19 protein-coding genes are annotated in these 19,490 nt (G+C 70.2%); 13 read left to right on the top strand and 6 right to left on the bottom strand.

Annotation, left to right across the window (positions count from 1 at the left end):
• Positions 1 to 1,317: mannitol dehydrogenase family protein (locus IPV09_RS10115; protein WP_207475117.1), on the top strand; the 1,317-nt coding region annotated here is incomplete at its 5' end.
• Positions 1,318 to 1,322: 5 nt separating this feature from the next.
• Positions 1,323 to 2,918 (top strand): gluconokinase, encoded by a 1,596-nt coding sequence (locus IPV09_RS10110; protein ID WP_207475116.1) that lies wholly within the window; start codon positions 1,323 to 1,325, stop codon positions 2,916 to 2,918.
• Here IPV09_RS10110 and IPV09_RS10105 read toward each other — a convergent pair.
• The gene (locus IPV09_RS10105) at positions 2,859 to 3,614 is read right to left on the bottom strand and encodes a hypothetical protein (protein ID WP_207475115.1); all 756 of its coding nucleotides are present in this window, start codon (positions 3,612 to 3,614) and stop codon (positions 2,859 to 2,861) included. The two genes, IPV09_RS10110 and IPV09_RS10105, sit on opposite strands and share 60 nt — an antisense overlap.
• 62 nt (positions 3,615 to 3,676) lie before the next feature.
• On the opposite strand from IPV09_RS10105, the gene IPV09_RS10100 reads away from it, so the two are divergent.
• The 3 genes from IPV09_RS10100 to IPV09_RS10090 are packed head-to-tail and all read left to right on the top strand — an operon-like array spanning position 3,677 to position 6,378.
• Positions 3,677 to 4,510: an ABC transporter ATP-binding protein gene (locus IPV09_RS10100; protein ID WP_207475114.1), complete on the top strand. Its 834-nt coding sequence runs from the start codon at positions 3,677 to 3,679 to the stop codon at positions 4,508 to 4,510.
• Positions 4,511 to 4,521: 11 nt separating this feature from the next.
• Positions 4,522 to 5,028 carry an NfeD family protein gene (locus IPV09_RS10095; protein WP_207475113.1) on the top strand — a complete coding sequence of 169 codons (507 nt, stop codon included), beginning with the start codon at positions 4,522 to 4,524 and terminating at the stop codon, positions 5,026 to 5,028.
• 9 nt (positions 5,029 to 5,037) lie between these two features.
• Complete coding sequence (locus tag IPV09_RS10090) at positions 5,038 to 6,378, top strand: SPFH domain-containing protein (protein ID WP_207475112.1); 1,341 nt, start codon at positions 5,038 to 5,040, stop codon at positions 6,376 to 6,378.
• Between the two features lie 6 nt (positions 6,379 to 6,384).
• On the opposite strand, the gene IPV09_RS10085 is transcribed toward IPV09_RS10090, so the two are convergent.
• On the bottom strand, positions 6,385 to 7,656 hold the full coding sequence (locus IPV09_RS10085; RefSeq protein WP_207475111.1) for a citrate synthase: 1,272 nt from the start codon (positions 7,654 to 7,656) through the stop codon (positions 6,385 to 6,387).
• A 92-nt stretch (positions 7,657 to 7,748) separates the two neighbouring features.
• On the opposite strand from IPV09_RS10085, the gene IPV09_RS10080 reads away from it, so the two are divergent.
• Together IPV09_RS10080 and IPV09_RS10075 are read left to right on the top strand one after the other, a co-directional pair.
• Complete coding sequence (locus IPV09_RS10080) at positions 7,749 to 8,549, top strand: RNA methyltransferase (RefSeq protein ID WP_207475110.1); 801 nt, start codon at positions 7,749 to 7,751, stop codon at positions 8,547 to 8,549.
• A 34-nt stretch (positions 8,550 to 8,583) separates the two neighbouring features.
• Complete coding sequence (locus IPV09_RS10075; RefSeq protein ID WP_207475109.1) at positions 8,584 to 9,942, top strand: hypothetical protein; 1,359 nt, start codon at positions 8,584 to 8,586, stop codon at positions 9,940 to 9,942.
• 17 nt (positions 9,943 to 9,959) lie between these two features.
• Here the strand turns inward: IPV09_RS10075 and def are convergent, their stop codons facing one another.
• The 3 genes from def to IPV09_RS10060 are packed head-to-tail and all read right to left on the bottom strand — an operon-like array spanning position 9,960 to position 12,840.
• On the bottom strand, positions 9,960 to 10,532 hold the full coding sequence (gene def, locus IPV09_RS10070; protein ID WP_207475108.1) for a peptide deformylase: 573 nt from the start codon (positions 10,530 to 10,532) through the stop codon (positions 9,960 to 9,962).
• Positions 10,529 to 11,770, bottom strand: coding sequence for an amidohydrolase (locus IPV09_RS10065; protein WP_207475107.1), 1,242 nt, complete (start codon positions 11,768 to 11,770; stop codon positions 10,529 to 10,531). The genes def and IPV09_RS10065 overlap by 4 nt, the downstream gene beginning before the upstream one ends.
• Positions 11,771 to 11,820: 50 nt before the next feature.
• On the bottom strand, positions 11,821 to 12,840 hold the full coding sequence (locus IPV09_RS10060; protein WP_255521334.1) for a beta-propeller fold lactonase family protein: 1,020 nt from the start codon (positions 12,838 to 12,840) through the stop codon (positions 11,821 to 11,823).
• Between IPV09_RS10060 and IPV09_RS10055 the strand changes: the two genes are divergently transcribed.
• On the top strand, positions 12,839 to 13,789 hold the full coding sequence (locus IPV09_RS10055) for a tyrosine recombinase XerC (RefSeq protein WP_207475105.1): 951 nt from the start codon (positions 12,839 to 12,841) through the stop codon (positions 13,787 to 13,789). The genes IPV09_RS10060 and IPV09_RS10055 overlap by 2 nt on opposite strands.
• A gap of 21 nt (positions 13,790 to 13,810) precedes the next feature.
• Here the strand turns inward: IPV09_RS10055 and IPV09_RS10050 are convergent, their stop codons facing one another.
• Positions 13,811 to 14,779 (bottom strand): peptidoglycan DD-metalloendopeptidase family protein, encoded by a 969-nt coding sequence (locus IPV09_RS10050; RefSeq protein WP_207475104.1) that lies wholly within the window; start codon positions 14,777 to 14,779, stop codon positions 13,811 to 13,813.
• A 342-nt stretch (positions 14,780 to 15,121) separates the two neighbouring features.
• On the opposite strand from IPV09_RS10050, the gene rpsB reads away from it, so the two are divergent.
• The 5 genes from rpsB to IPV09_RS10025 all read left to right on the top strand — a co-directional run bounded on the left by rpsB (position 15,122) and on the right by IPV09_RS10025 (position 19,384).
• Complete coding sequence (rpsB, locus tag IPV09_RS10045) at positions 15,122 to 16,072, top strand: 30S ribosomal protein S2 (protein WP_207475103.1); 951 nt, start codon at positions 15,122 to 15,124, stop codon at positions 16,070 to 16,072.
• 43 nt (positions 16,073 to 16,115) lie between these two features.
• Positions 16,116 to 16,925, top strand: coding sequence for a translation elongation factor Ts (gene tsf, locus IPV09_RS10040; protein ID WP_207475102.1), 810 nt, complete (start codon positions 16,116 to 16,118; stop codon positions 16,923 to 16,925).
• A 147-nt stretch (positions 16,926 to 17,072) separates the two neighbouring features.
• Positions 17,073 to 17,783 (top strand): UMP kinase, encoded by a 711-nt coding sequence (pyrH, locus tag IPV09_RS10035; RefSeq protein WP_207475101.1) that lies wholly within the window; start codon positions 17,073 to 17,075, stop codon positions 17,781 to 17,783.
• Between the two features lie 125 nt (positions 17,784 to 17,908).
• Positions 17,909 to 18,472: a ribosome recycling factor gene (gene frr, locus IPV09_RS10030; protein WP_242681485.1), complete on the top strand. Its 564-nt coding sequence runs from the start codon at positions 17,909 to 17,911 to the stop codon at positions 18,470 to 18,472.
• A 21-nt stretch (positions 18,473 to 18,493) separates the two neighbouring features.
• Positions 18,494 to 19,384, top strand: coding sequence for a phosphatidate cytidylyltransferase (locus IPV09_RS10025; RefSeq protein WP_207475123.1), 891 nt, complete (start codon positions 18,494 to 18,496; stop codon positions 19,382 to 19,384).
• Positions 19,385 to 19,490: the final 106 nt, after the last annotated feature.

Below are 19,490 nucleotides of genomic sequence, written 5' to 3'. Positions count from 1 at the left end.
ATCATCCACCTGGGCCTGGGCAACTTCTTCCGGGCACACCAGGCCTGGTACACCGAGCACGCCGCCGACGCCGACCAGTGGGGCATCGCGGCGTTCAGCGGACGCTCGTCCACCCTGGCCGACGCGATGGGCCCCCAGGACGGCCTGTACACCCTGCTCGTGCGCGCCGACGACGGGGACCGCCCCGAGGTGATCAGCTCCGTGTCGGCCGTCCACGCCGGCACCGACCTGGCTGCCTGGCTCGACTACTGGCGTTCCGCCGACCTGGCCATCGTCACCCTGACCGTCACCGAAGCCGGCTACCTGCGCGGTGCCGACGGCGGCATCGACCTGGCCGACGCCGGTGTCAGCGCCGACCGCGCGGCCATCGCCGCCGGTGACCTGGAAGCCGTCCGGACCGCTCCCGGCAAGCTGCTCGCCGGCATGATCGCCCGACGTGACGGCGGCGCCGACCACGGCCCGGTGGCCATCCTGTCCTGTGACAACCTGCCCGACAACGGGGGCGTCGCCGCCCGCGTCACCCGGGCGCTGGCCGAGGCCGTCGACCCGGCGCTGGCCGACCTGGTCAACCAGCACTCCTTCGTCACCGCCATGGTCGACCGGATCACCCCGCGGATCACCGACGCCGAGGTCACCGCCGTCGCTGAGCAGACCGGCATCAGCGACGCCGCCCCGGTCGTCACCGAACCGTTCACCGAATGGGTCATCGCCGGCACCTTCCCGGCCGGACGACCGCAGTGGGATGCGACCTTCGTCGACGACGTCGAACCCTTCGAACGTCGCAAGCTGTGGCTGCTCAATGGTTCCCACACCCTGATGGCCTACGCCGCACCGGCGCGCGGCCACCAGGTGATCAGCGAGGCCATCACCGACCCGGTCGTCCGCGGCTGGGTCGACCAGTGGTGGGACGAGGCCGCCCGGCACCTCTCGGTGCCCGAGTCCGACATCGTCGCCTACCGGGCGGCACTGGTGAGCCGCTTCGAGAACCGCCAGATTCGTCACCTGCTCGCCCAGATCGCCGCCGACGGCTCCCAGAAGGTGCCGGTGCGTCTGCTGCCCACCCTGCGGGCCGAACGGGCCGCCGGTCGCGAGGGACGCGGCGCCGCCCGCGGCATCGCCGCGTGGATCCGTCACCTGCAGGGCCACACCACCCCTGTCACCGACGCCGGCGCCCAGCCGTTCGTCGAGGCCGCCACCAGCGGCACCGGCACCCAGGCCGTGGCGGCCGTGCTGCGCCTGCTCGACGCCGACCTGGCCGCTGACGCCACCCTGGTCACCCTGGTCAGCGACCTGGTCGCCGAACTCGAACGGGGGTGACGGGGATGCCGCAGGGGAGTGCCGGGACGGCCGAGGTGATCATCGGCCTGGACGTCGGCACCACCACCGTCCGGGCCTCGGCCTATGCGGTCGGTGGGGGCCGGGTCGGCAGCGCCGTGCGCCAGTACCCCCTGCTGCACCCCGAGACGGGTTTCGCCGAGCAGGACCCCGACGTGGTGGTGGCCGCTGCCCTGGCCACCGTCGGCGACCTGGTCGCGGGCCTGGGGCAGCGCAGGGTGCTGGCGCTGGCCTGCAGCGCCGCGCTGCACGGCCTGGTCGGCCTGGACGCCGACCACCATCCGCTCACCCCGCTGGTGACCTGGGCCGATGACCGCTCCCGGGAGCAGTGCGCCAGCCTGTACGCCTCCCACCAGGCCTTCGAGTTGCACCACCTGTCCGGGATCCCGGTGCACACCATGTCGCCGCTGACCAAGCTGATGTGGTTCGCCCAGCACGAACCGGAGCTGTGCCAGCAGGTGCGCTGGTGGGTGGGCCTCAAGGACTACCTGGTGCTGCGGCTCACCGGGCGACTGACCAGCGAGGTCAGCAGCGCCTCGGCCAGCGGGCTGCTGGGCATGCACAGCCGCACCTGGGACGAGGGGCTGCTGGAACTGGCCGGCATCAGCGAGCACCAGCTGGCCGAGGTGTACCCGGTCACCGCCACCTTCCCGCTGACCGATCAGGCCGCCCAGGCCTGCGGGCTGCCGGTGGGACTGCCGGTGGTGCTGGGCGCCGGCGACGGACCACTGGCCAACATTGGGGCCGGCGCCATGGCCCCCGGGGTCGCCGCGCTGACCCTCGGCAACAGCGGGGCGGTCCGCACCCTGGCACGTGAACCCGGCGTCGACGAACGCGGCACCCTGTTCTGCTACGCCCTGACCGAGGACACCTGGGTCGTTGGGGGGCCCCTGTCCAATGGCGGGATGGTGCTGACCTGGGCCCTCGACCTGGTCGGCGCCGACCTGTGCCGGGACGACCCGGACCATGCCCACGACGCGCTGGTGGCACTGGCCGAGGCCATCCCGGCGGGGTCGGACGGCCTGGTGATGGTGCCCTACCTGATCGCCGAACGGGCCCCGCTGTGGGACCCCTCACTGCACGGAACCCTGCTGGGACTTCGACGCAGCCACGGCCGTGGTCACCTGGTCAGGGCCGCCATGGAGGGCGTCGCCATGCAGTTGGCTGCCATCGTGGACGCCTTCGACGAGGTCAGCCCCATCACTGCCGTCCGCGCCTCGGGCGGCGCCTTCCGATCACCCCTGTGGGGTCGCATCGTGGCGTCGATGGTCGACCGGCCGACGACGGTCATCGGCGAGTCCGACGGCCCCAGCCTGGGCGCCGCCGCCCTGGGCCTGCTGGCGCTGGGTCGGGCCACGACCCTCACCGAAGCGGTGCGGTCCCTGCAGCCCCAGGCGCTGGGCCCCGGTGCCGCCATCGTCACCGACCCGGACGAGGTCGCGCTCTATCGGTCCCTGCGCGCGGAGGTGCCGAACCTGCTGGAGGACCAGTTGCAGCTGGCGGCCGCCTTCCCGGCCGGGGACTCACACCATCAGGTGGGTGGGCCAGGACACCGCAGCCTGCACCGCATCAAGGGCGGCTGAACGCAGCGGCGCCAGCCGGGCGGCGCGGGTGGTGACCGCATGTGAGTGTGGCAGGTCAACCTCACCGTCCCGCGCGGCGTCAACAATCGCCAGCACCGTCATGGCCTGGTCGAGCAGCGACTGGTTCGACGTCGAATAGCTGCGACCCAGGGCCACCGTTCCCGCTGGCCGGGGTCGGCTGCCCCCGGTCAGCCCCAGCGACTCCAGGGCACCGGTGGCCTGGACCATGGCCGAGGTCAGCAGCCGGCTCGCCTCCGTGGGGGTCGGCGGAGACAGCGGCCGCTCGGCCACCGCCGGGACCAGGTTCACCACCTCGCCGTCCAGCGACTCCTGCTGCGGGATCCCGGTCTGGGCGAGCCAGGCCAGGACGCCGTCGTGGCGCACCACCACCGGCACCACGTCCAGTTCCGGCTCGGTGGGAGCGGCCAGTGCCGCACGGGTCAGGGCGACCGGGCCGCGCAGGCCGCCCAGCCGTCCCGGGGCGACCAGGGCCAGCGCCCACCCGGCACCGCCCAGGCGCGGCATCTGCGCCATCGCGATGCGCAGGCTCGGCACCGGGCCCTGCCCCAGCAGTTCGTGGCGGTCGTCGACCAGATGAACGTGGGCACCGAGCGCATGCTCGGCCTCGGCCGGGTTCAGATGGCCGGCCTCGAGGCTGTTCAACAGCACCGCCAGCCGCAGCAGCACCAAAGTCACGGCCCCACCCTATGCCTGCGGGCCGCAACGGCTCCACGGTGGCGATTGTGTAGGTTGGGCCCATGAGCTCAGTGGTGGAACTCGCCGGTGTCGACGTCGTCCGTGGTGGCGCCAAATTGTTGAACAATGTCACCTGGACGGTGGACGAGGGACAGCGGTGGGTCATCATCGGACCCAACGGTGCCGGCAAGACCACCCTGATGCAGGTGCTGTCGGCCCAGATCCACCCCACCGCCGGCGTGGTGGGCCTGCTCGACGAGGTGCTGGGCGCTGTCGACGTCTTCGAACTGCGGCCCCGCATTGGCGTCTCGTCGGCGGCCATCGCCGAGCGGATCCCTCGGGGCGAGCGCGTCGATGACGTCGTCATGTCGGCCAGCTACGCCGTGATGGGACGCTGGCGCGAGGAGTACGACCCGTTGGACCTGCAACGCGCCGACCATCTGTTGCGCCAGTTGCGCGTCGACCACCTGCGGACGCGCACCTTCGGCACCCTGTCGGAGGGAGAGCGCAAGCGTGTCCAGATCGCCCGCGCCCTGATGACCGACCCGGAACTGCTGCTGCTGGACGAACCGGCCGCCGGCCTCGACCTGACCGGCCGGGAGGCGCTGGTGACGACCCTGGGCGACCTCTGCGTCGACCCCGACGCCCCCGCGACCGTGCTGGTCACCCACCACATCGAGGAGATCCCCGAGGGCATCACCCACGCGATGCTGCTGCGCGACGGCGCGGTGGTCGCCCAGGGCGACCTGGTCGAGGTGCTCACCGACCAGAACCTGAGCGACACCTTCGGGCTGCCGTTGCGGGTGGGCCACAGCGAGGGCCGCTGGACTGCCCGGGCCGACCGTGTTGGTGTCGTGGGGGACACTGGAGCCGTGGCAGTGGCGCCACCTTCATGAACGGGGGCTAGATGGAATTCGGGGAGTGGCTGCGGCAGAACCTCTGGGCCGGCTGGTTCGGTCTGGGACTGGTGCTGGGCACTGCCGAGATGCTCACGCTGGACCTGACCCTGCTGATGCTGGCCGGTGGGGCCGTCGCCGGTGGGCTGACCGCCCTGGTCCTGCCCGGCCTGGTCGTCGTGCAGGTCGTGGTCGCCCTGGCCGTCGCGGTGCTGCTGCTGCTGGTGGCCAGGCCCACCCTGCTGGAGAAGATCCGCCGGGCACCGGGCTACCGCAACTCGCTCAACCAGTTGGTGGGCAGCCAGGCGGTGGCGACCGCCGAAATCACCGCCGACGGTGGCGAGGTCAAGGTCGACGGCCAGCTCTGGAACGCCCGACTCGTCATTCCCGGGTTGGTGGACCCCGGCCAGAAGGTCGAGGTGCAGGAGGTCAACGGCACCACATTGATGGTCTACCCGCTCGACGTCCCCTCGAATGACGCCCACCCGTTCGGGCAGAACCCAGCGTTGGGTCACTAGGAGAACACCATGGAATACATCATCATCGGCGTGCTGATCGCCTTCGTCGTGATCGCGCTGGCGCAGAGCCTCAAGATCATCAGCCAGCAGCGGATCGGGCTGGTCGAACGGCTCGGCAAGTTCCGCCGGGCGCTGGAACCCGGGCCGCACCTGGTCATCCCCATCTTCGACAGGGTGCGCCACACCCTGGACATGCGCGAGCAGGTGCAGCCGTTCCCGCCGCAGGGGGTGATCACCGAGGACAACCTGATGGTCAACATCGACTCGGTCATCTACTTCCAGATCGTCGACCCCGTCCGGGCCGCCTACGAGGCGCAGAGCTACCGTGCGGCCATCGAGCAGCTGACCATGACCACCCTGCGCAACATCATTGGCGGGATGGACCTGGAGGCGGCGCTCACCTCGCGGGAGGAGATCAACGCCCGGCTGCGGGCCGTGCTGGACGAGGCCACCGGCAAGTGGGGGATCAAGGTCAACCGGGTCGAGCTGCGGGCGATCGAACCGCCGCCGACCATCCGGGATGCCATGGAGATGAGCGCCCGCGCCGAACGCGAGAAGCGGGCCCAGGTGCTGCTGGCCGAGGGCCACCGCCAGTCGCAGATCCTGTCGGCCAGCGGCGACCGCGAGTCGTCCATCCTGCGGGCCCAGGGCGAACGGGAGGCCACGGTGCTGCGCGCCCAGGCCGACCGCCAGTCGCAGATGCTGCGCGCCGAGGGCGAGGCGCAGGCCATCACCACCGTCTTCGGGGCCATCCACGCCGGCCAGCCGACCCAGGGGCTGCTGTCCTACCAGTACCTGCAGATGCTGCCCTCGCTGGCCAAGGGCGACTCGAACAAGATGTGGATCGTGCCCAGCGAGTTGAACGAGGCCCTCAAGGGGCTCGGGCAGGTCATCGGCGGCGGTGACGGCGGTGGGGCGCCGCGGTCCTTCGACATGCCGACCGGGGAGTTCAGCGCCCCCGAGCGCGTCGACGTGTTCGCCGAGATCGAGGCGCAGAAGCACCGCGAGAAGGCCGACTCCGATGCCGCCGTCGAGAAGGCCATCGCCGAGGCGCAGGCGCTGGAGAGGTCGGGCGGGCTGAAGCCGCGGCCCGGCAAGGCATCGGTGGCTGGCCGATCCGACCAGCCGGCGCTCGACGCCCGCAGTGAGGCCGGGGCGGTGCCGGAGCAGGACGCCGGGCAGGCCTACGGGTCGCCGTTCCAGGCCACCGAGGGCCGGGCCGAGGATGTCTCGGCTCCCCGCCAGGACTGGGACGCCAGTTCCCGTCCGTCCCAGGACTGGCATGTCTCCCAGCCCGAACCGCATCCGGTGCCGATGGAGGACCCGCGGCGGACCGAGCCCCCGCAGTAGCAGCGCTCAGCGCAGGTCGCCGGGCACGTACTGGCGGCCACGCTGGCCGGTGTAGATCTGGCGGGGCCGCACGATCCGCTGCTCCGGGTCGGTGACGGCCTCCAGCCACTGCGCGGCCCAGCCGGCGACCCGGGGCACCGCGAACAGCACCGTGAACATTTCCGGGGGGAACTTCAACGCCTCATAGATCAGCCCGGAGTAGAAGTCGACGTTCGGGTAGAGCCGGCGGCTGATGAAGTAGTCGTCCTCGAGGGCGTACTTCTCCAACTCGAGGGCGACCTGCAGCAGCGGGTTGGTCCCGGTCACCTCGAAGACGTCCTGGCAGGCCTGCTTGATGATCCGCGCCCGCGGGTCGTAGTTCTTGTAGACCCGGTGGCCGAAGCCCATCAGCCGGGCCCGTCCGCCCTTGACGCCCTCGACGAACTCGGGGACGCGGTCGACGCTGCCGATCTCGCCCAGCATCTTCAGCACCGCCTCGTTGGCGCCGCCATGCAGCGGACCGAACAGCGCCCCGATGCCGGCACCAACCGAGGTGTAGACGTCGTTGCCGGCCGAGGCCACGGCCCTCACGGCATTGGTGGAGCAGTTCTGCTCGTGGTCGGCGTGCAGGATGAACAGGGTCTCCAACGCCCGGGTCACCCGGGGATCGGCGCGGTAGACCCGCTGCTGGCTCTGGAACAGCATCGCCAGGAAGTTGTCGACGTAGCCCAGTTCGTCGTTGGGGTAGACGTAGTGGCGCCCGATCGACTGCCGGTAGGCCCAGGCGGCGATCGTCGGGATCTTGCCGAGCAGTCGCACGATGTTGCGTTCGCGAGCCTCGGGGTCGTCGATCTGGCGGGCGCTGGGATAGAAGGTGTGCATCGAGGCGACCCCACTGGTCAGCTTCGCCATCGGGTGGGCGTCGTAGCGGTAGGACTGGATGATGCCGCGCACGTTCTCGTGGACGAAGCGGTGGGTGTTGACCTTGTCCTGCCAGTCGGCGAGCTCGTCGGGCGTGGGCAGGTCGCCGTACAGCAGCAGGTAGGCCACCTCGAGGTGGCTGGCGTGGGCGGCCAACTGGTCGATGGGGTAGCCGCGGTACTCGAGGATGCCGGCATCGCCGTCGATGTAGGTGATGGCGCTGCGACAACTCGCGGTGTTCATCAATCCGGGGTCGTAGGTGGCCAGCGGACCGTCCGCCGTGGTGACCTGCCTGAGGTCGGTGGCGCGGATGGTTCCGTCGGTGACGGGCAGGTCGAAGCTGGCACCAGCGGTGCTGAGGGTGATGGTCTGCGACATGCTGCCACCGTATGACCCCGGTCAGGGCCGGCTTCGGGGTAGGGGTGCCCAATGCGGCCGACGGCTGCTGTGCTGGGCCCTAGGGTGGTCGGGTGGCCACGCCGATCGAGATCTCCGACCCCGCCGACCCGCGTCTGGCCGACTACCTGCGGCTGCGCGACACCCAGCTGCGGCACAGCCTGGAGGCCGAGCACGGCCTGTTCATCGCCGAGGGCGCCAAGATCATCGAGCGGGCCCTGAGGGCCGGATACGCGCCCCGGTCGCTGCTGCTGGCGCCCCGCTGGTGGGACGGACTGCGCGACGCCGTCGACGCATGGGACGTGCCCGTCTACGTGGTCAGCGAGACCCTGGCCGAACAGGTCACCGGCTTCCACGTCCATCGGGGGGCGCTGGGCGCTTTCCACCGGCCGACGCCGCGACCGCTGGACGACGTGCTGGGCCTGCGCCGGCTGGTGCTGGTCGAGGACATCGTCGACCACACCAACCTGGGGGCCATCATTCGCTGCGCGGCAGGACTGGGCTGGGACGCGGTCGTGTTGTCACCGCGCGCCGCCGACCCGCTGTACCGCCGCGCGGTCAAGACCGCCATGGGCACCGTCTTCGACCTGCCCTGGGCGCGGATGGCCAGCACCGACGACCTGCGTCGCCTGCAGGACGGCGGGGTGGTGCTGGTGGCGCTGGCGCTGGCCGACGACGCCGTCGGTCTCGACGACGTCCCGGCGTTGGTGGGGGACCGGCGGGTGGCGATCATGCTCGGCACCGAGGGCGACGGTCTGAGCCCCGACTGGATGGCGGCCGCCGACATCGTGGCCACCATTCCCATGGCGCGCGGCGTCGACTCGTTGAACGTGGCTGCTGCGGCGGCCATCGCCTGCCACACGCTGGCGGGCTGAGCGTCCGACCCCCGCGCACGGCACAATCGTCCCCATGCCCACGAGCGAGCCTCCTGAAACGGTCAAGCGTCCGGCACGATCCTCACGCAGGCGTGAGTCCGCGACGGCGGGGCAGACCTGGTTCCCGCTGCGCTACGCCGAGTTCGGCAGCCCGGCACTGCCCCGCATCACTGAGGCGGTCCTGACCTCGCTGCTCACCAGTGCCCTGTTGGCGTTCATCGTGCTGCTGCTGCCGCTGCTGATCCTCGAGGAGCGGGCCATTGTGCTGGGCCGCGACTGGAAGCAGATGGACGCGCTGGGCCGCTACGTGATGGGCATCGCGTTCCTGGCGCTGGTGGCGCTGGTCCCGCCGACGGTCGCCGCCTGGCACTGGGCCGGCGTCTCGATCCGGCGGGCCATCGAGGAGCAGGCACCCGCCCACCCGAACCTGGTGGCCACCCCCGAACAGCTCAAGCGGGACCCACGGGAATCCCGTAAGGCGCTGCGGCTGTGCCTGTGGATCTATGCCGGCATCTGCGGGGGGATCGGGGGCCTGCTGTTCATCGTCGGACTCGTGGGGCTGGCCGACGACGTCCCCGACAGCATCCAGGCCGTGTGGATCGGCGGCATCACCCTGGCCCTGGGCTTGCTCGTCACGTACTTCGCCCGACGGTTGCGCGGGGATCGCCGCACCCACTCACCGCGCAAGACCTGGTCCGACGACCAGGTGGCCGTCATCGAGGACATGGCGCAGACCGCCGACGACCAGCAGGAACGTCGGCTGCCGGCCTCGGTGCGTGCCTGGCGAATCACCAGCAGGGTCCTGTCGGCGACCCAGTACGCGCTGTTCACCCTCACGGCGCTGCTGGCGGTCATGGGGGTCTTCGCCCGGCAGCCGTGCCGCAGCTGCGAACCGCGCAGCTATGGTCCCGGCGTCGAGATGACCCTGGACCGGTTCTGGATCGTGATCGGCGCGCTGGCGCTGGTCACCGCGGTGGTGCTGCTGGTCTGGAGCGTGGTCGAGGTGATGGCGTCCTGGCTGACCCGCCGCGAACTGGTGCGCCGGATCGACGCGGGGGAGGCCGACCTGGCCCGCCCCGAGGACACGGTGCTGCGGGCGGTGGTCGGCACCCAGCACTCCGGTCCGTGGGCGGTGGTCAGCCACCATGCCAGCCTGTGGACGATGGGACCGCTGCTGGTCGGTGCCGTGTGGCTGCTGGTGGCCGACGTCGGCCACACCATCTACGCCGAGTTCGCCCAAATCGGCTGGACCCTGCTGCTGGTGGGGCTGGGACTGCTGGCCCTGACGGTGCTGTCCACCGCCGTGGACGAACACACCAGCCCCCGCGTGCGTGACCGTTTCCGGGCGGCGTGGCCCATCGACGACCGCCCGGGGGCGAAGAAGAACCGCTGAGGCGGTCGTCCTGGGCCTCAGAGCTCGTGGCGCTTGAGCTTGGGGGTCACCGGCCAGTCGTCGGGGTAGAGCTTGACCAGTTCGGCATGCTGCTCGTCCAGCTTGCGCCGCACCCGGGAGGACAGCTTGTCACCGAAGACGGTGCCATTGCAGTGGTCGGTCTCGTGCTGCAGACAGCGGGCCAACAGGCCGGTGCCGACGACGGTCACCGGGTTGCCGAACTCGTCCTGGCCGGTGCAGGTGGCCTGGTCGGGACGGGCCAGCGGCTGGTAGGCGCCCGGGAAGGACAGGCAGCCCTCGTCGATGGAGTCCATGTTGCGGTTGCGGCCCTCGGGCAGGGTCACCACCGGGTTGCACACCACCCCGCGGCGGCGCACCTGGTTCTCGTCGGGGCAGTCGTAGACGAAGATCGACAGGTCCCGACCGACCTGGGTGCCGGCCAGCCCGACGCCTTCGGCAGCTTCCATGGTGGCGAACATGTCGGCCACCAACTGGTGCAACTCGTCGTCGAAGTCGGTCACCGGCCGGGTGGTCTCGTGCATGACGGGCTCACCCCAGCGGGTGATCGGCAGGATTCGGCCCTCGCTCATCGGCGCTCTCTTCCGGGTTCGGCCACGGTGGTGCCCAGGGTGGCGTACGGGTCGAGGGTGATGCCCTCCGACGTGGAGTCATCGTAGTGGTAGACGCGTCGGCCATCGATCCACACGGCGGTCGCCCGGCTGGTGGTCTGCAACGGGTCACCGCTCCACAGCACCAGGTCGGCGTCCTTGCCCACCTCGATGGACCCCACCCGGTCGTCCAACCCCATGATCTGCGCGGCCCACAGGGTGATCGACTTCAGCGCGGCGTCACGGTCGAGCCCCTCGTTGACGGCGATCGAGGCCTGCGTGTTCAGCATGTTGATGGGCACGACGGGGGCATCGGTGGTGATCGCGATCTTCACCCCGGCCGCCACCAGGCGTCCCGGGTTGGCGAGGGAGCGCTGGCTCAACTCCTGCTTGGTGCGAGCGGTGAACAGCGGGCCGATCACGACCGGCAACCCCTTCTCGGCGATGACGTCGGCAATCAGGTGCGCCTCGGTGCCATGGTTGATGATCAGCTTGTAACCGAACTCCTCCTGCAACCGGATCGCGGTGGCAATGTCGTCGACGCGGTGGCAGTGCTGGCACCACGGCATGCCCTGGTCGAGCACCAGCAGCAGGGCCTCGTTGTTGAGGTCGGTGTCAAAGGCCTTGCCGTCACGGATGGCCTCGGCCTTCTTGGCGCCATAGTTGCGGGCGGCGGTGAAGGCCTCACGGATGGCGCTGGCCACCCCCTGGCGGGTCTTGGGGAACTTCTTCTGGTCGGCGCCGTAGAAACGCTTGGGGTTCTCACCCAGGGCCGACTTCATCGACACCGGCTGCTTCAGCACCATCTCGTCGACGATGCGCCCCCAGCACTTGACTGCCACCGTCTGGCCACCGATCGGGCTCGCCGAGCCGGGCTTGACCACGATGGTGGTGACCCCACCCGACAGGGCGTCACGGAAACCCTCGTCGGTGGGGTGGATGCCGTCCAGGGCCCGGAAGCGTGCCCCGTTGTGGTCGGTGCCCTCGTTGGTGTCCTCCCCGGCCCAGCCGTGGCCCTCCTCCATGATGCCGACGTGCCCATGGGCCTCCACCAGACCGGGGGACAGCCACTGGCCGCCGGCGTCGATGACCTCAGCGTCGGCCGGGATGTCGATGTCGACCCCGGCTGCGGCGATGCGTCCGTCGGTGATCAGGACCGCCCCGTCAAAGGGCTCCCCGCTGACCGGTTCCACATGGGCATTGGTAATGGCAATGTTCATGCCCCTGAACCTACTCGGCGGCGCCGTGCGGCTGTCCAGCCGCGGCCGGGTCAGTCCCGGATCTGGTCGGCGAACAGCAGGGCCATCGGCGCCTGGACCGTGAACGGCGCACCGCTGACCAGGTCATCGCCGGTCTCGGTGAAGGCGCGCAACTCATTGCCGGCCTTGAGCGCGACCCACGCCGTCACCGGCGAACTGTCAGGACTCAGCACCAGGTCGCGGACACCGGCGCCGATCGTGGGGTACTCGGTGAAGCCGCCGACGGTGGCATCGTCATTCCACTGCATGACCGACAGGGTGTCGGCCGTGCGTTGGCCGACCCACAACCGGTTGCGCTGGTCCAGGCGAATCCCGGATGGCTGCGCCTGCGGGTCGGCCGAGCCGGGGAAGACCCCGACGACGGCGGCCTGACCCTCCAGGTCCAACGCGATGACGGCGACCTGCCCTGTGAGTTCGCCGACCACGGCCACCTCGAGGCCCTCGCGACTCGTGCGGGTGACCAGGTGCCGCGGCCCGAACCCGTCGGGCAGCCGAACGGGCAGGTCCTCGATGAAGTGGCCATCGACCACCTGCAGGCGACGCACCAGGTCAGCGCCCAGGTCGCACACCAACAGCTGGTCGTCGGACAGCCAGTGGACATAGTGGGCGTGCGGCGCCTCCTGCCGGTCCGGCACGGCACCGCTGTGGCCGTCGAACTCGAGAACATCCAGCAGCTCCAGCGTGCCCTCACGCCCCGTCCGGACCAGTGCCACCGACCCGGAACCGTAGTGGGCCACCGCGATGCGGCGCCCGGACGGGCTGACTGTCAGGTGGCAGGCGGCCGACCCGCCGGTCGGGACCTGGTCCAGCACCTGCGGCCCCTGGTCGGTCAGCCGCAAACTCGCCACCGACGACTCATCGGTGTGCAGTGCGGCGTAGACGATGCCGTCGTGGGAGTCGAACCAGCCGGGGGAGGGCAGGTCCCACGAGCCGGACTGCTCCACGACCTCGGCGCCCTCCACCTCCACCCGGACAAGGCCACCGTGGCCGGACTCGTCGGTCATGCAACCTATCCACAGAGTTCGCGTCATGACGCTCACGCTAGCGCGGATGGGTCATGCTGGAGCGGTGCCCATTCCAGCGCTCACCACACCGGTCGAGGATTTCCTCGACCACCTGGCCGCCGAGCGATCCGCCCACACCCTGCGGGCCTACCGCGGCGACCTGGTCGACCTGACCGCCTTCATGGAAGAACGCGGCCTGACCCGATGGACCGACGTCGGCCTGAGCGACCTGCGGGCCTGGCTGGGGCGGATGCACCGGGTCGGTGCCGCCTCATCGACGCTGCAGCGCCGCACGGCCGCCGTCCGCGTCTTCTACCGGTGGCTGGTCGCCGAGGGCCTGGTCGAGGTCGACGTGGCCGGTGCACTGGCCAGCCCCAAGGTCTCGCGCGCACTGCCGCCGGACTTGTCCCAGGCCCACCTCGACACCATGTTCCGGGCAGCCGTGGACCGAGCAGCCGACCCCGATGCAGGCCCCCTCGGGCTGCGGGACGTGGCGCTGCTGGAGGTGCTCTACGGTGCCGGGGTGCGGGTGGCCGAACTGTGCGGCCTCGACATTGACGACGTTGACAGGGACCGCGGGACGGTGCGGGTGCTGGGCAAGGGCACCAAGGAACGGACCGTGCCGCTGGGTCAACCCGCCCTGGCGGCCACCGACCGGTGGCTGGCGGTGCGCCCACAGGTGGCCACGGCCGCCTCGGGCCCGGCCGTCTTCCTCGGCGCCCGCGGTGGGCGCATCGACCAGCGCGTGGTGCGGCGCGTCGTCCATGAACGGCTGCAGGCCGTCCCCGACGCCCCGCAGTTGGGGCCCCACGGACTGCGCCACGCCATGGCCACCCACCTGCTCGAGGGCGGGGCCGACCTGCGGTCGGTCCAGGAGATGCTGGGCCACACGTCCCTGGCCACCACCCAGATCTACACCCACGTCAGCAGCGAACGACTCCGGGCCGCCTTCCAGCAGGCCCACCCGCGCGCCTGACCGACCGCCGCACCAAACCTCTCACCCGGGGTTGATGAGCCGACCGTCCTGCCAGGCCATGAAGTGCAGGTGGCACCCTGTCGAGTAGCCCGTCGACCCCACCATCCCCAGGACATCACCGGCTCTGGTCTGCTGGCCCGCCCGGACCTTGACCGCCCCCAGGTGCGCATAGCCGTGGCGGATGCCGCCGCCACCGTCGACGATGACACGATTGCCGTAGGCCGGGTGCCGCTCCACCAGCACCACCCTCCCGGCCGACACCGATCCCACCGGCACCCCGCAGGGAGCCGCGTAGTCGACCCCGTCATGCAGCCGCCACACCTTGAGCACCGGGTGCAGGCGCATCCCGAAGCGGCTGGTCACCGGTCCCGGGACGGGCAGGCCGCCGGCCCCCGAACCCCCGGCCGGCCCAGCCGACACCAGTGCCGCCGCCACCGGTGTCGGCTGGGCATCCAGTGGCAGCAGCCGAATCGGTCCGGCTCTGGGCACGGGGTCGCCCAGGTGCAGCATCGGGTCGAAGTAGACGCCGGCCCGACGCAGGCCCCAGTGCAGGCCTCGGCTGTGGCTGCCCGTGGACACCGTCCCAACCACCTCACCGGCCCCCACCCGGTCACCGGCCGCCACCCGTGCACGAACCGGTTCGTAGGTGGTGTCGACGCCGTCGCCGTGGTGGATGGTCAGCACCGGGCGTCCGGCGACCTGACCTGCGAAGGTGACCACCCCGGCCGCGCCGGCCCGCACCCGGTCGCCCACCGCCGCGGCCAGGTCGACCCCGCGATGACCCGCCCCGTAGGCCGACAGCGGGGGGGCGAACGGGCGCAGGACGCGGCCGTCGACCGGTGCGGCCAGGCGCACGCGGGGCAGAACGGCCTGGGGCAGCCGACCGTCGGCCGCGGCGGGCGGGGCGGGTCCGGCGACGGCCACGACCACCAGCCCGACCAGCACCGCCAGCAGCGGCGCTGCGATGCGTTCAACTCGATCAGTTCTCACCCTGCTGTCATGATGGATCCGCCGCCTCCGCCGTTGCACGGACAACACTCTGTGGACAACTACTGCACCTGGGTCGTGATTGGCTTGCGGGTCCGAGCCCTGGGTGGGCGCCGCCGCGATTGGCGCCGACAGGTAGGCACTGCCTAGAATGACCCCAGCAGGTCGTCCATCGATCTGACTTCACCGTGCAGAAAACTGGCCGGCCCCGAGGTCCCTGAGCTGTGCTCCGAGAGGAGCGACAGAGCTGGGTGGGTTGGACCACTGCACCAGGCAGCGCCGAATCGTTCGGCGCGACGCAACCCCCGGGGTCGGCAGCGCCGTGCCCCACAGAAAGGACCGGCCATGGCCGTCGTCACCACCCGCCAGCTTCTCGAGAGCGGTGTCCACTTCGGACACCAGACCCGTCGCTGGAACCCCAAGATGAAGCGCTTCATCTTCACCGAGCGCAACGGCATCTACATCATCGACCTGCAGCAGTCGCTGACCTACATCGACAAGGCCTACGCCTTCGTCCGTGAGACCGTCGCCCGCGGCGGCCACGTCATGTTCGTCGGCACCAAGAAGCAGGCGCAGGAGGCCGTGGCCGAGCAGGCCACCCGCGTGGGCATGCCCTACGTCAACCAGCGCTGGCTCGGCGGCATGCTGACCAACTTCCAGACCGTGATCAAGCGCGTGCAGCGCCTCAAGGAGCTCGAGGGCATGGACCTCGAGAACCCGGTCGCCGGTGGCCTCACCAAGAAGGAGCTGCTCGGCCTCAAGCGCGAGTCGGAGAAGCTCGGCAAGACCCTGGGCGGCATCCGCGACATGACCCGCCTGCCCCAGGCCGTCTGGATCGTCGACACCAAGAAGGAGCACCTGGCCGTCGACGAGGCGCGCAAGCTGAAGATCCCCGTGATCGGCATCCTCGACACCAACTGCGACCCCGACGAGGTCGACTTCCCGATTCCCGGCAACGACGACGCCATCCGTTCGGTCGCGCTGCTGACCCGCATCGTCGCCGACGCCGCCGCCGACGGCCTGCTGGCCCGTTCCGGCCAGTCCGCCGAGGGCACCGAGTCCGAGCCGCTGCCCGACTGGGAGCGTGACCTGCTCGCCGGCCAGCAGGCCGAGGCCGCTGCCCCGGAAGCCGCCCCTGTCGCTGACGAGGCTCCCCCCGTTGAGGACGCCCCTGTCGCTGACGAGGCCCCCGTCGCTGAGGATGCCCCCGTCGCTGACGAGGCACCTGCCGTTGACGAGGCTCCCGCCGTCGAGGACGCCCCGGTCGCTGCCGAGGCCGAGCCGACCGAGGCCTGAGTCACACCCCACCGCCCCACGACTCACAAAAGATTGGAAATTCATGGCAATCACTGCTGCCGACGTGAAGAAGCTCCGCGACGCCACCGGCGCCGGAATGATGGACGCCAAGAAGGCCCTCACCGAGGCTGACGGCGATTTCGACAAGGCCATCGAGGTTCTGCGCGTCACCGGCGCCGCCAAGGCTGCCAAGCGGTCCGACCGCGAGGCCAGCAACGGCCTGGTCGCCGCCAGCGGCAAGGCGCTGATCCAGCTCGGCGCCGAGACCGACTTCGTCGCCAAGAACGATGAGTTCGTCGCCCTGGCCGACGCGATCGCCGCCGCGGTCGACGCCGCCAAGGCCGACGGTGTCGAGGCCGCGAACGCCGCCACCCTGGCCTCGGGTCAGACCGTGGCCGAGGCCGTCCATGAGCTCGCCATCAAGATCGGCGAGAAGTTGGAGCTGTCGAACGCGGTCTACGCCGAGGGCAACGCCCACGTCTACCTGCACCGCCGCAGCCAGGACCTGCCCCCGCAGGTCGGTGTGCTGGTCGAGTACGACGGTGACGACGAGGAGCTCGTCCACAGCGTCGCCCTGCAGATCGCTGCCATGAACCCCAGCTACGTCTCGCGTGAGGACGTCCCGGCCGACGCGGTCGAGAACGAGCGTCGGATCGCGGAGGCCACCGCACGTGAAGAGGGCAAGCCCGAGCAGGCGCTGCCCAAGATCGTCGAGGGTCGGGTCAACGGCTACTTCAAGGACGTCGTCCTGCTGGACCAGCCGGCCGTGTCCAACGACAAGCAGACCGTCGGCAAGCTGCTCGAGCAGGCCGGCGTCACCGTCAAGAAGTTCGCCCGCTTCTCGGCAGCCTGAGCACCACCCAGGAGTACCTGTGCAGGCCCCGCGTCCCGGAGTGGACGCGGGGCCTGTTCGTGTCCGCAGGCCGGTGACCTGATGGCGCCCTCGAGGGTCGTGGGGTTGTAGGCTGCTGCGAGCAGTCGGTCCATCGAAGGAGAATTCATGCCCCAGGCCTACAACCGTGTCCTGTTGAAACTATCCGGTGAGGTCTTCGGGGGTGGCCAGCTCGGCGTCGACCCCAAGGTTGTCTCGTCGATCGCCCGCCAGATCGCCGAGGTTGTCGCCAGCGGCACCCAGGTGGCGATCGTCGTTGGCGGCGGCAACTTCTTCCGTGGCGCTGAACTGCAGCAGCTCGGCTTCGAGCGTGACCGCGCCGACTACATGGGCATGCTGGGCACCGTGATGAACTGCCTGGCGCTGCAGGACTTCTGCGAGAAGGCCGGGGTTGCGACCCGGGTGCAGACCGCCATCACCATGGGGCAGGTCGCCGAGCCCTACATTCCCCGCCGCGCCGAGCGCCACCTGGAAAAGGGACGTGTCGTCATCTTCGGCGCCGGCTCGGGGATGCCGTACTTCTCCACCGACACCGTCGCCGCGCAGCGCGCCCTGGAGATCGGCGCCGACGTCCTGCTGATGGGCAAGCAGGGCACCGACGGTGTCTACGACGCCGACCCGAACACCACCCCGGGCGCCAAGAAGTTCGACACGCTCAGCTTCGACGAGTACCTCAGCCGCGACCTCAAGATCGCCGACGCCACCGCCATCAGCCTGGCCCGCGACAACAAGCTGCGGATGATCTTCTTCAACCTCGACACCGAGGGCAACATTGCCCGGGCGATCGCCGGGGAACCCATCGGCACCACGGTCAGCTGATTCGCCCAGCGGGTTTTGCCCCCGACCCCCCGCGAACGCTCGCGGGGGTCGGTGTCCCGTGCGCGCGACCGGTAGTCTCTTCACTGATGCCTGTGCTGATGCAGGCCATGACCACCCTGGAAGGAATGACCGTGATCGCCCAAATCACCGCGGACGCCGAGTCAAAGATGAAGGCCACCGTCGAGCATGCGCAGGAGGACTTCGCCGCCATCCGCACCGGCCGGGCCCACCCCGCCATGCTGAACAAGATCACCGCCGACTACTACGGTGCCCCCACCCCGCTGCAGCAGCTGGCGACCTTCCAGATTCCCGAGGCCCGCACCATCATGATCACCCCCTTCGACCGGTCGGCCATGACCGCCATCGAGAAGGCGATCCGTGACTCCGACCTGGGCGCCAACCCGTCCAACGACGGCAACGTCATCCGGGTGACCCTGCCGGCGCTGACCGAGGACCGCCGCAAGGACTACACCAAGCTGGCCAAGCACAAGGCCGAAGAGGCGCGGGTGGCGGCCCGCAACATTCGTCGCACCGCCATCGACCAGTTGAAGAAGGCACAGAAGGACAAGGAGATCTCCGAGGACGACCTGTCGCGCGCGGAGAAGAACCTCGACGTGGTCACCAAGAAGTACACCGACCAGATCGACGAACTCCTCAAGGGCAAGGAAGCCGAACTGCTCGAGGTCTGATCCTTGAGCCCTTCGTCGCCCATGAGCCAGGAACACCTCGACCCCCAACTGCTGCGCGACCCGCCCAAACCCGCGAGTCGGGCCGGACGGAACCTGCCCGCAGCGATTGCGGTCGCGGTGGGACTGGCCGGCACCCTGGTGGCCACCCTCGGGTGGTGGCACTGGGGCTTCACGCTGTTCGTCGCGGTGGCGCTGTCCCTGGGCGCCAAGGAACTGCACAGCGCGATGCGGCGGCTGGGCCTGGACGCGACGATCGTGCCGATCATCGTGGGCATCCTCGCCATCCAGTTCGCCGCGTTCTACGTCAGCCGACACCCCAATGCCGGCATCGGGGCGGCGCCCACCCTGCTGGCGCTGCTGTGCCTGACGGTGCTGGTGGTCCTGATCACCCGGATGCTGCGCGGACCCCAGGGCTTCGTCATGGACTCCGCCGCCAGCCTGTTCATCATTGCCTACGTGGCGCTGCTGGGCGCCTCGGTGCCGCTGATGCTCGGCAGCGAACTGGGGCGCGAGCGCATCGTCACCTTCATCGCCTGCGTGGCCGCCAACGACATTGGTGGCTACGTCCTGGGCGTGCTGTTCGGCAGGCACAAGATGGCGCCGGTCATCTCACCCAAGAAGACCTGGGAAGGTCTGGCCGGCTCGGTGCTGTTTGCCGTGCCCACCGGCATCCTGATGACCACCTGGCTGCTCGACTCGTCCTGGTGGGTCGGGGTCGTGCTGGCGGTGGCCATGGTCGTCTTCGGCACCGCCGGCGACCTGATCGAGTCGATGATCAAGCGTGACGTCGGCATCAAGGACATGTCCAGCTTCCTGCCCGGCCACGGCGGCGTCATGGACCGTCTGGACTCGCTGCTGGTCGGCGCCCCCGTGGCGTGGCTGGTGCTCTACCTGACCGTCCCCGGCGGCTGAACCCTCTCTGCAGCAACCAAGGAGTCACTCGTGAACAGCATCACCCAGTTGGGCGAGATCCCCGAGGAGCAGTCAGGGCCCAGCCACCGCTCCCAGCACGCCGGTG

It is taken from the genome of Tessaracoccus sp. SD287, from assembly GCF_017355265.1.
GTDB lineage: Bacteria > Actinomycetota > Actinomycetes > Propionibacteriales > Propionibacteriaceae > Aestuariimicrobium.
Note: the sequence above shows the minus strand (reverse complement) of the source record. Positions and strands in the feature narration are given on the sequence as shown.

Excerpts from the sequence above, each read along its gene's own strand:
- IPV09_RS10090 (WP_207475112.1), top strand. The coding sequence starts at position 5,038 with ATGGAATACATCATCATCGGCGTGCTGATCGCCTTCGTCGTGATCGCG.
- IPV09_RS10095 (WP_207475113.1), top strand. The coding sequence starts at position 4,522 with ATGGAATTCGGGGAGTGGCTGCGGCAGAACCTCTGGGCCGGCTGGTTC.
- IPV09_RS10085 (WP_207475111.1), bottom strand. The coding sequence starts at position 7,656 with ATGTCGCAGACCATCACCCTCAGCACCGCTGGTGCCAGCTTCGACCTG.
- IPV09_RS10060 (WP_255521334.1), bottom strand. The coding sequence starts at position 12,840 with ATGACGCGAACTCTGTGGATAGGTTGCATGACCGACGAGTCCGGCCAC.
- IPV09_RS10025 (WP_207475123.1), top strand. The coding sequence starts at position 18,494 with ATGAGCCAGGAACACCTCGACCCCCAACTGCTGCGCGACCCGCCCAAA.
- frr (WP_242681485.1), top strand. The coding sequence starts at position 17,909 with ATGACCGTGATCGCCCAAATCACCGCGGACGCCGAGTCAAAGATGAAG.
- IPV09_RS10075 (WP_207475109.1), top strand. The coding sequence starts at position 8,584 with ATGCCCACGAGCGAGCCTCCTGAAACGGTCAAGCGTCCGGCACGATCC.
- tsf (WP_207475102.1), top strand. The coding sequence starts at position 16,116 with ATGGCAATCACTGCTGCCGACGTGAAGAAGCTCCGCGACGCCACCGGC.
- IPV09_RS10100 (WP_207475114.1), top strand. The coding sequence starts at position 3,677 with ATGAGCTCAGTGGTGGAACTCGCCGGTGTCGACGTCGTCCGTGGTGGC.
- rpsB (WP_207475103.1), top strand. The coding sequence starts at position 15,122 with ATGGCCGTCGTCACCACCCGCCAGCTTCTCGAGAGCGGTGTCCACTTC.
- IPV09_RS10065 (WP_207475107.1), bottom strand. The coding sequence starts at position 11,770 with ATGAACATTGCCATTACCAATGCCCATGTGGAACCGGTCAGCGGGGAG.
- IPV09_RS10110 (WP_207475116.1), top strand. The coding sequence starts at position 1,323 with ATGCCGCAGGGGAGTGCCGGGACGGCCGAGGTGATCATCGGCCTGGAC.
- def (WP_207475108.1), bottom strand. The coding sequence starts at position 10,532 with ATGAGCGAGGGCCGAATCCTGCCGATCACCCGCTGGGGTGAGCCCGTC.
- IPV09_RS10055 (WP_207475105.1), top strand. The coding sequence starts at position 12,839 with ATGACGCTCACGCTAGCGCGGATGGGTCATGCTGGAGCGGTGCCCATT.
- pyrH (WP_207475101.1), top strand. The coding sequence starts at position 17,073 with ATGCCCCAGGCCTACAACCGTGTCCTGTTGAAACTATCCGGTGAGGTC.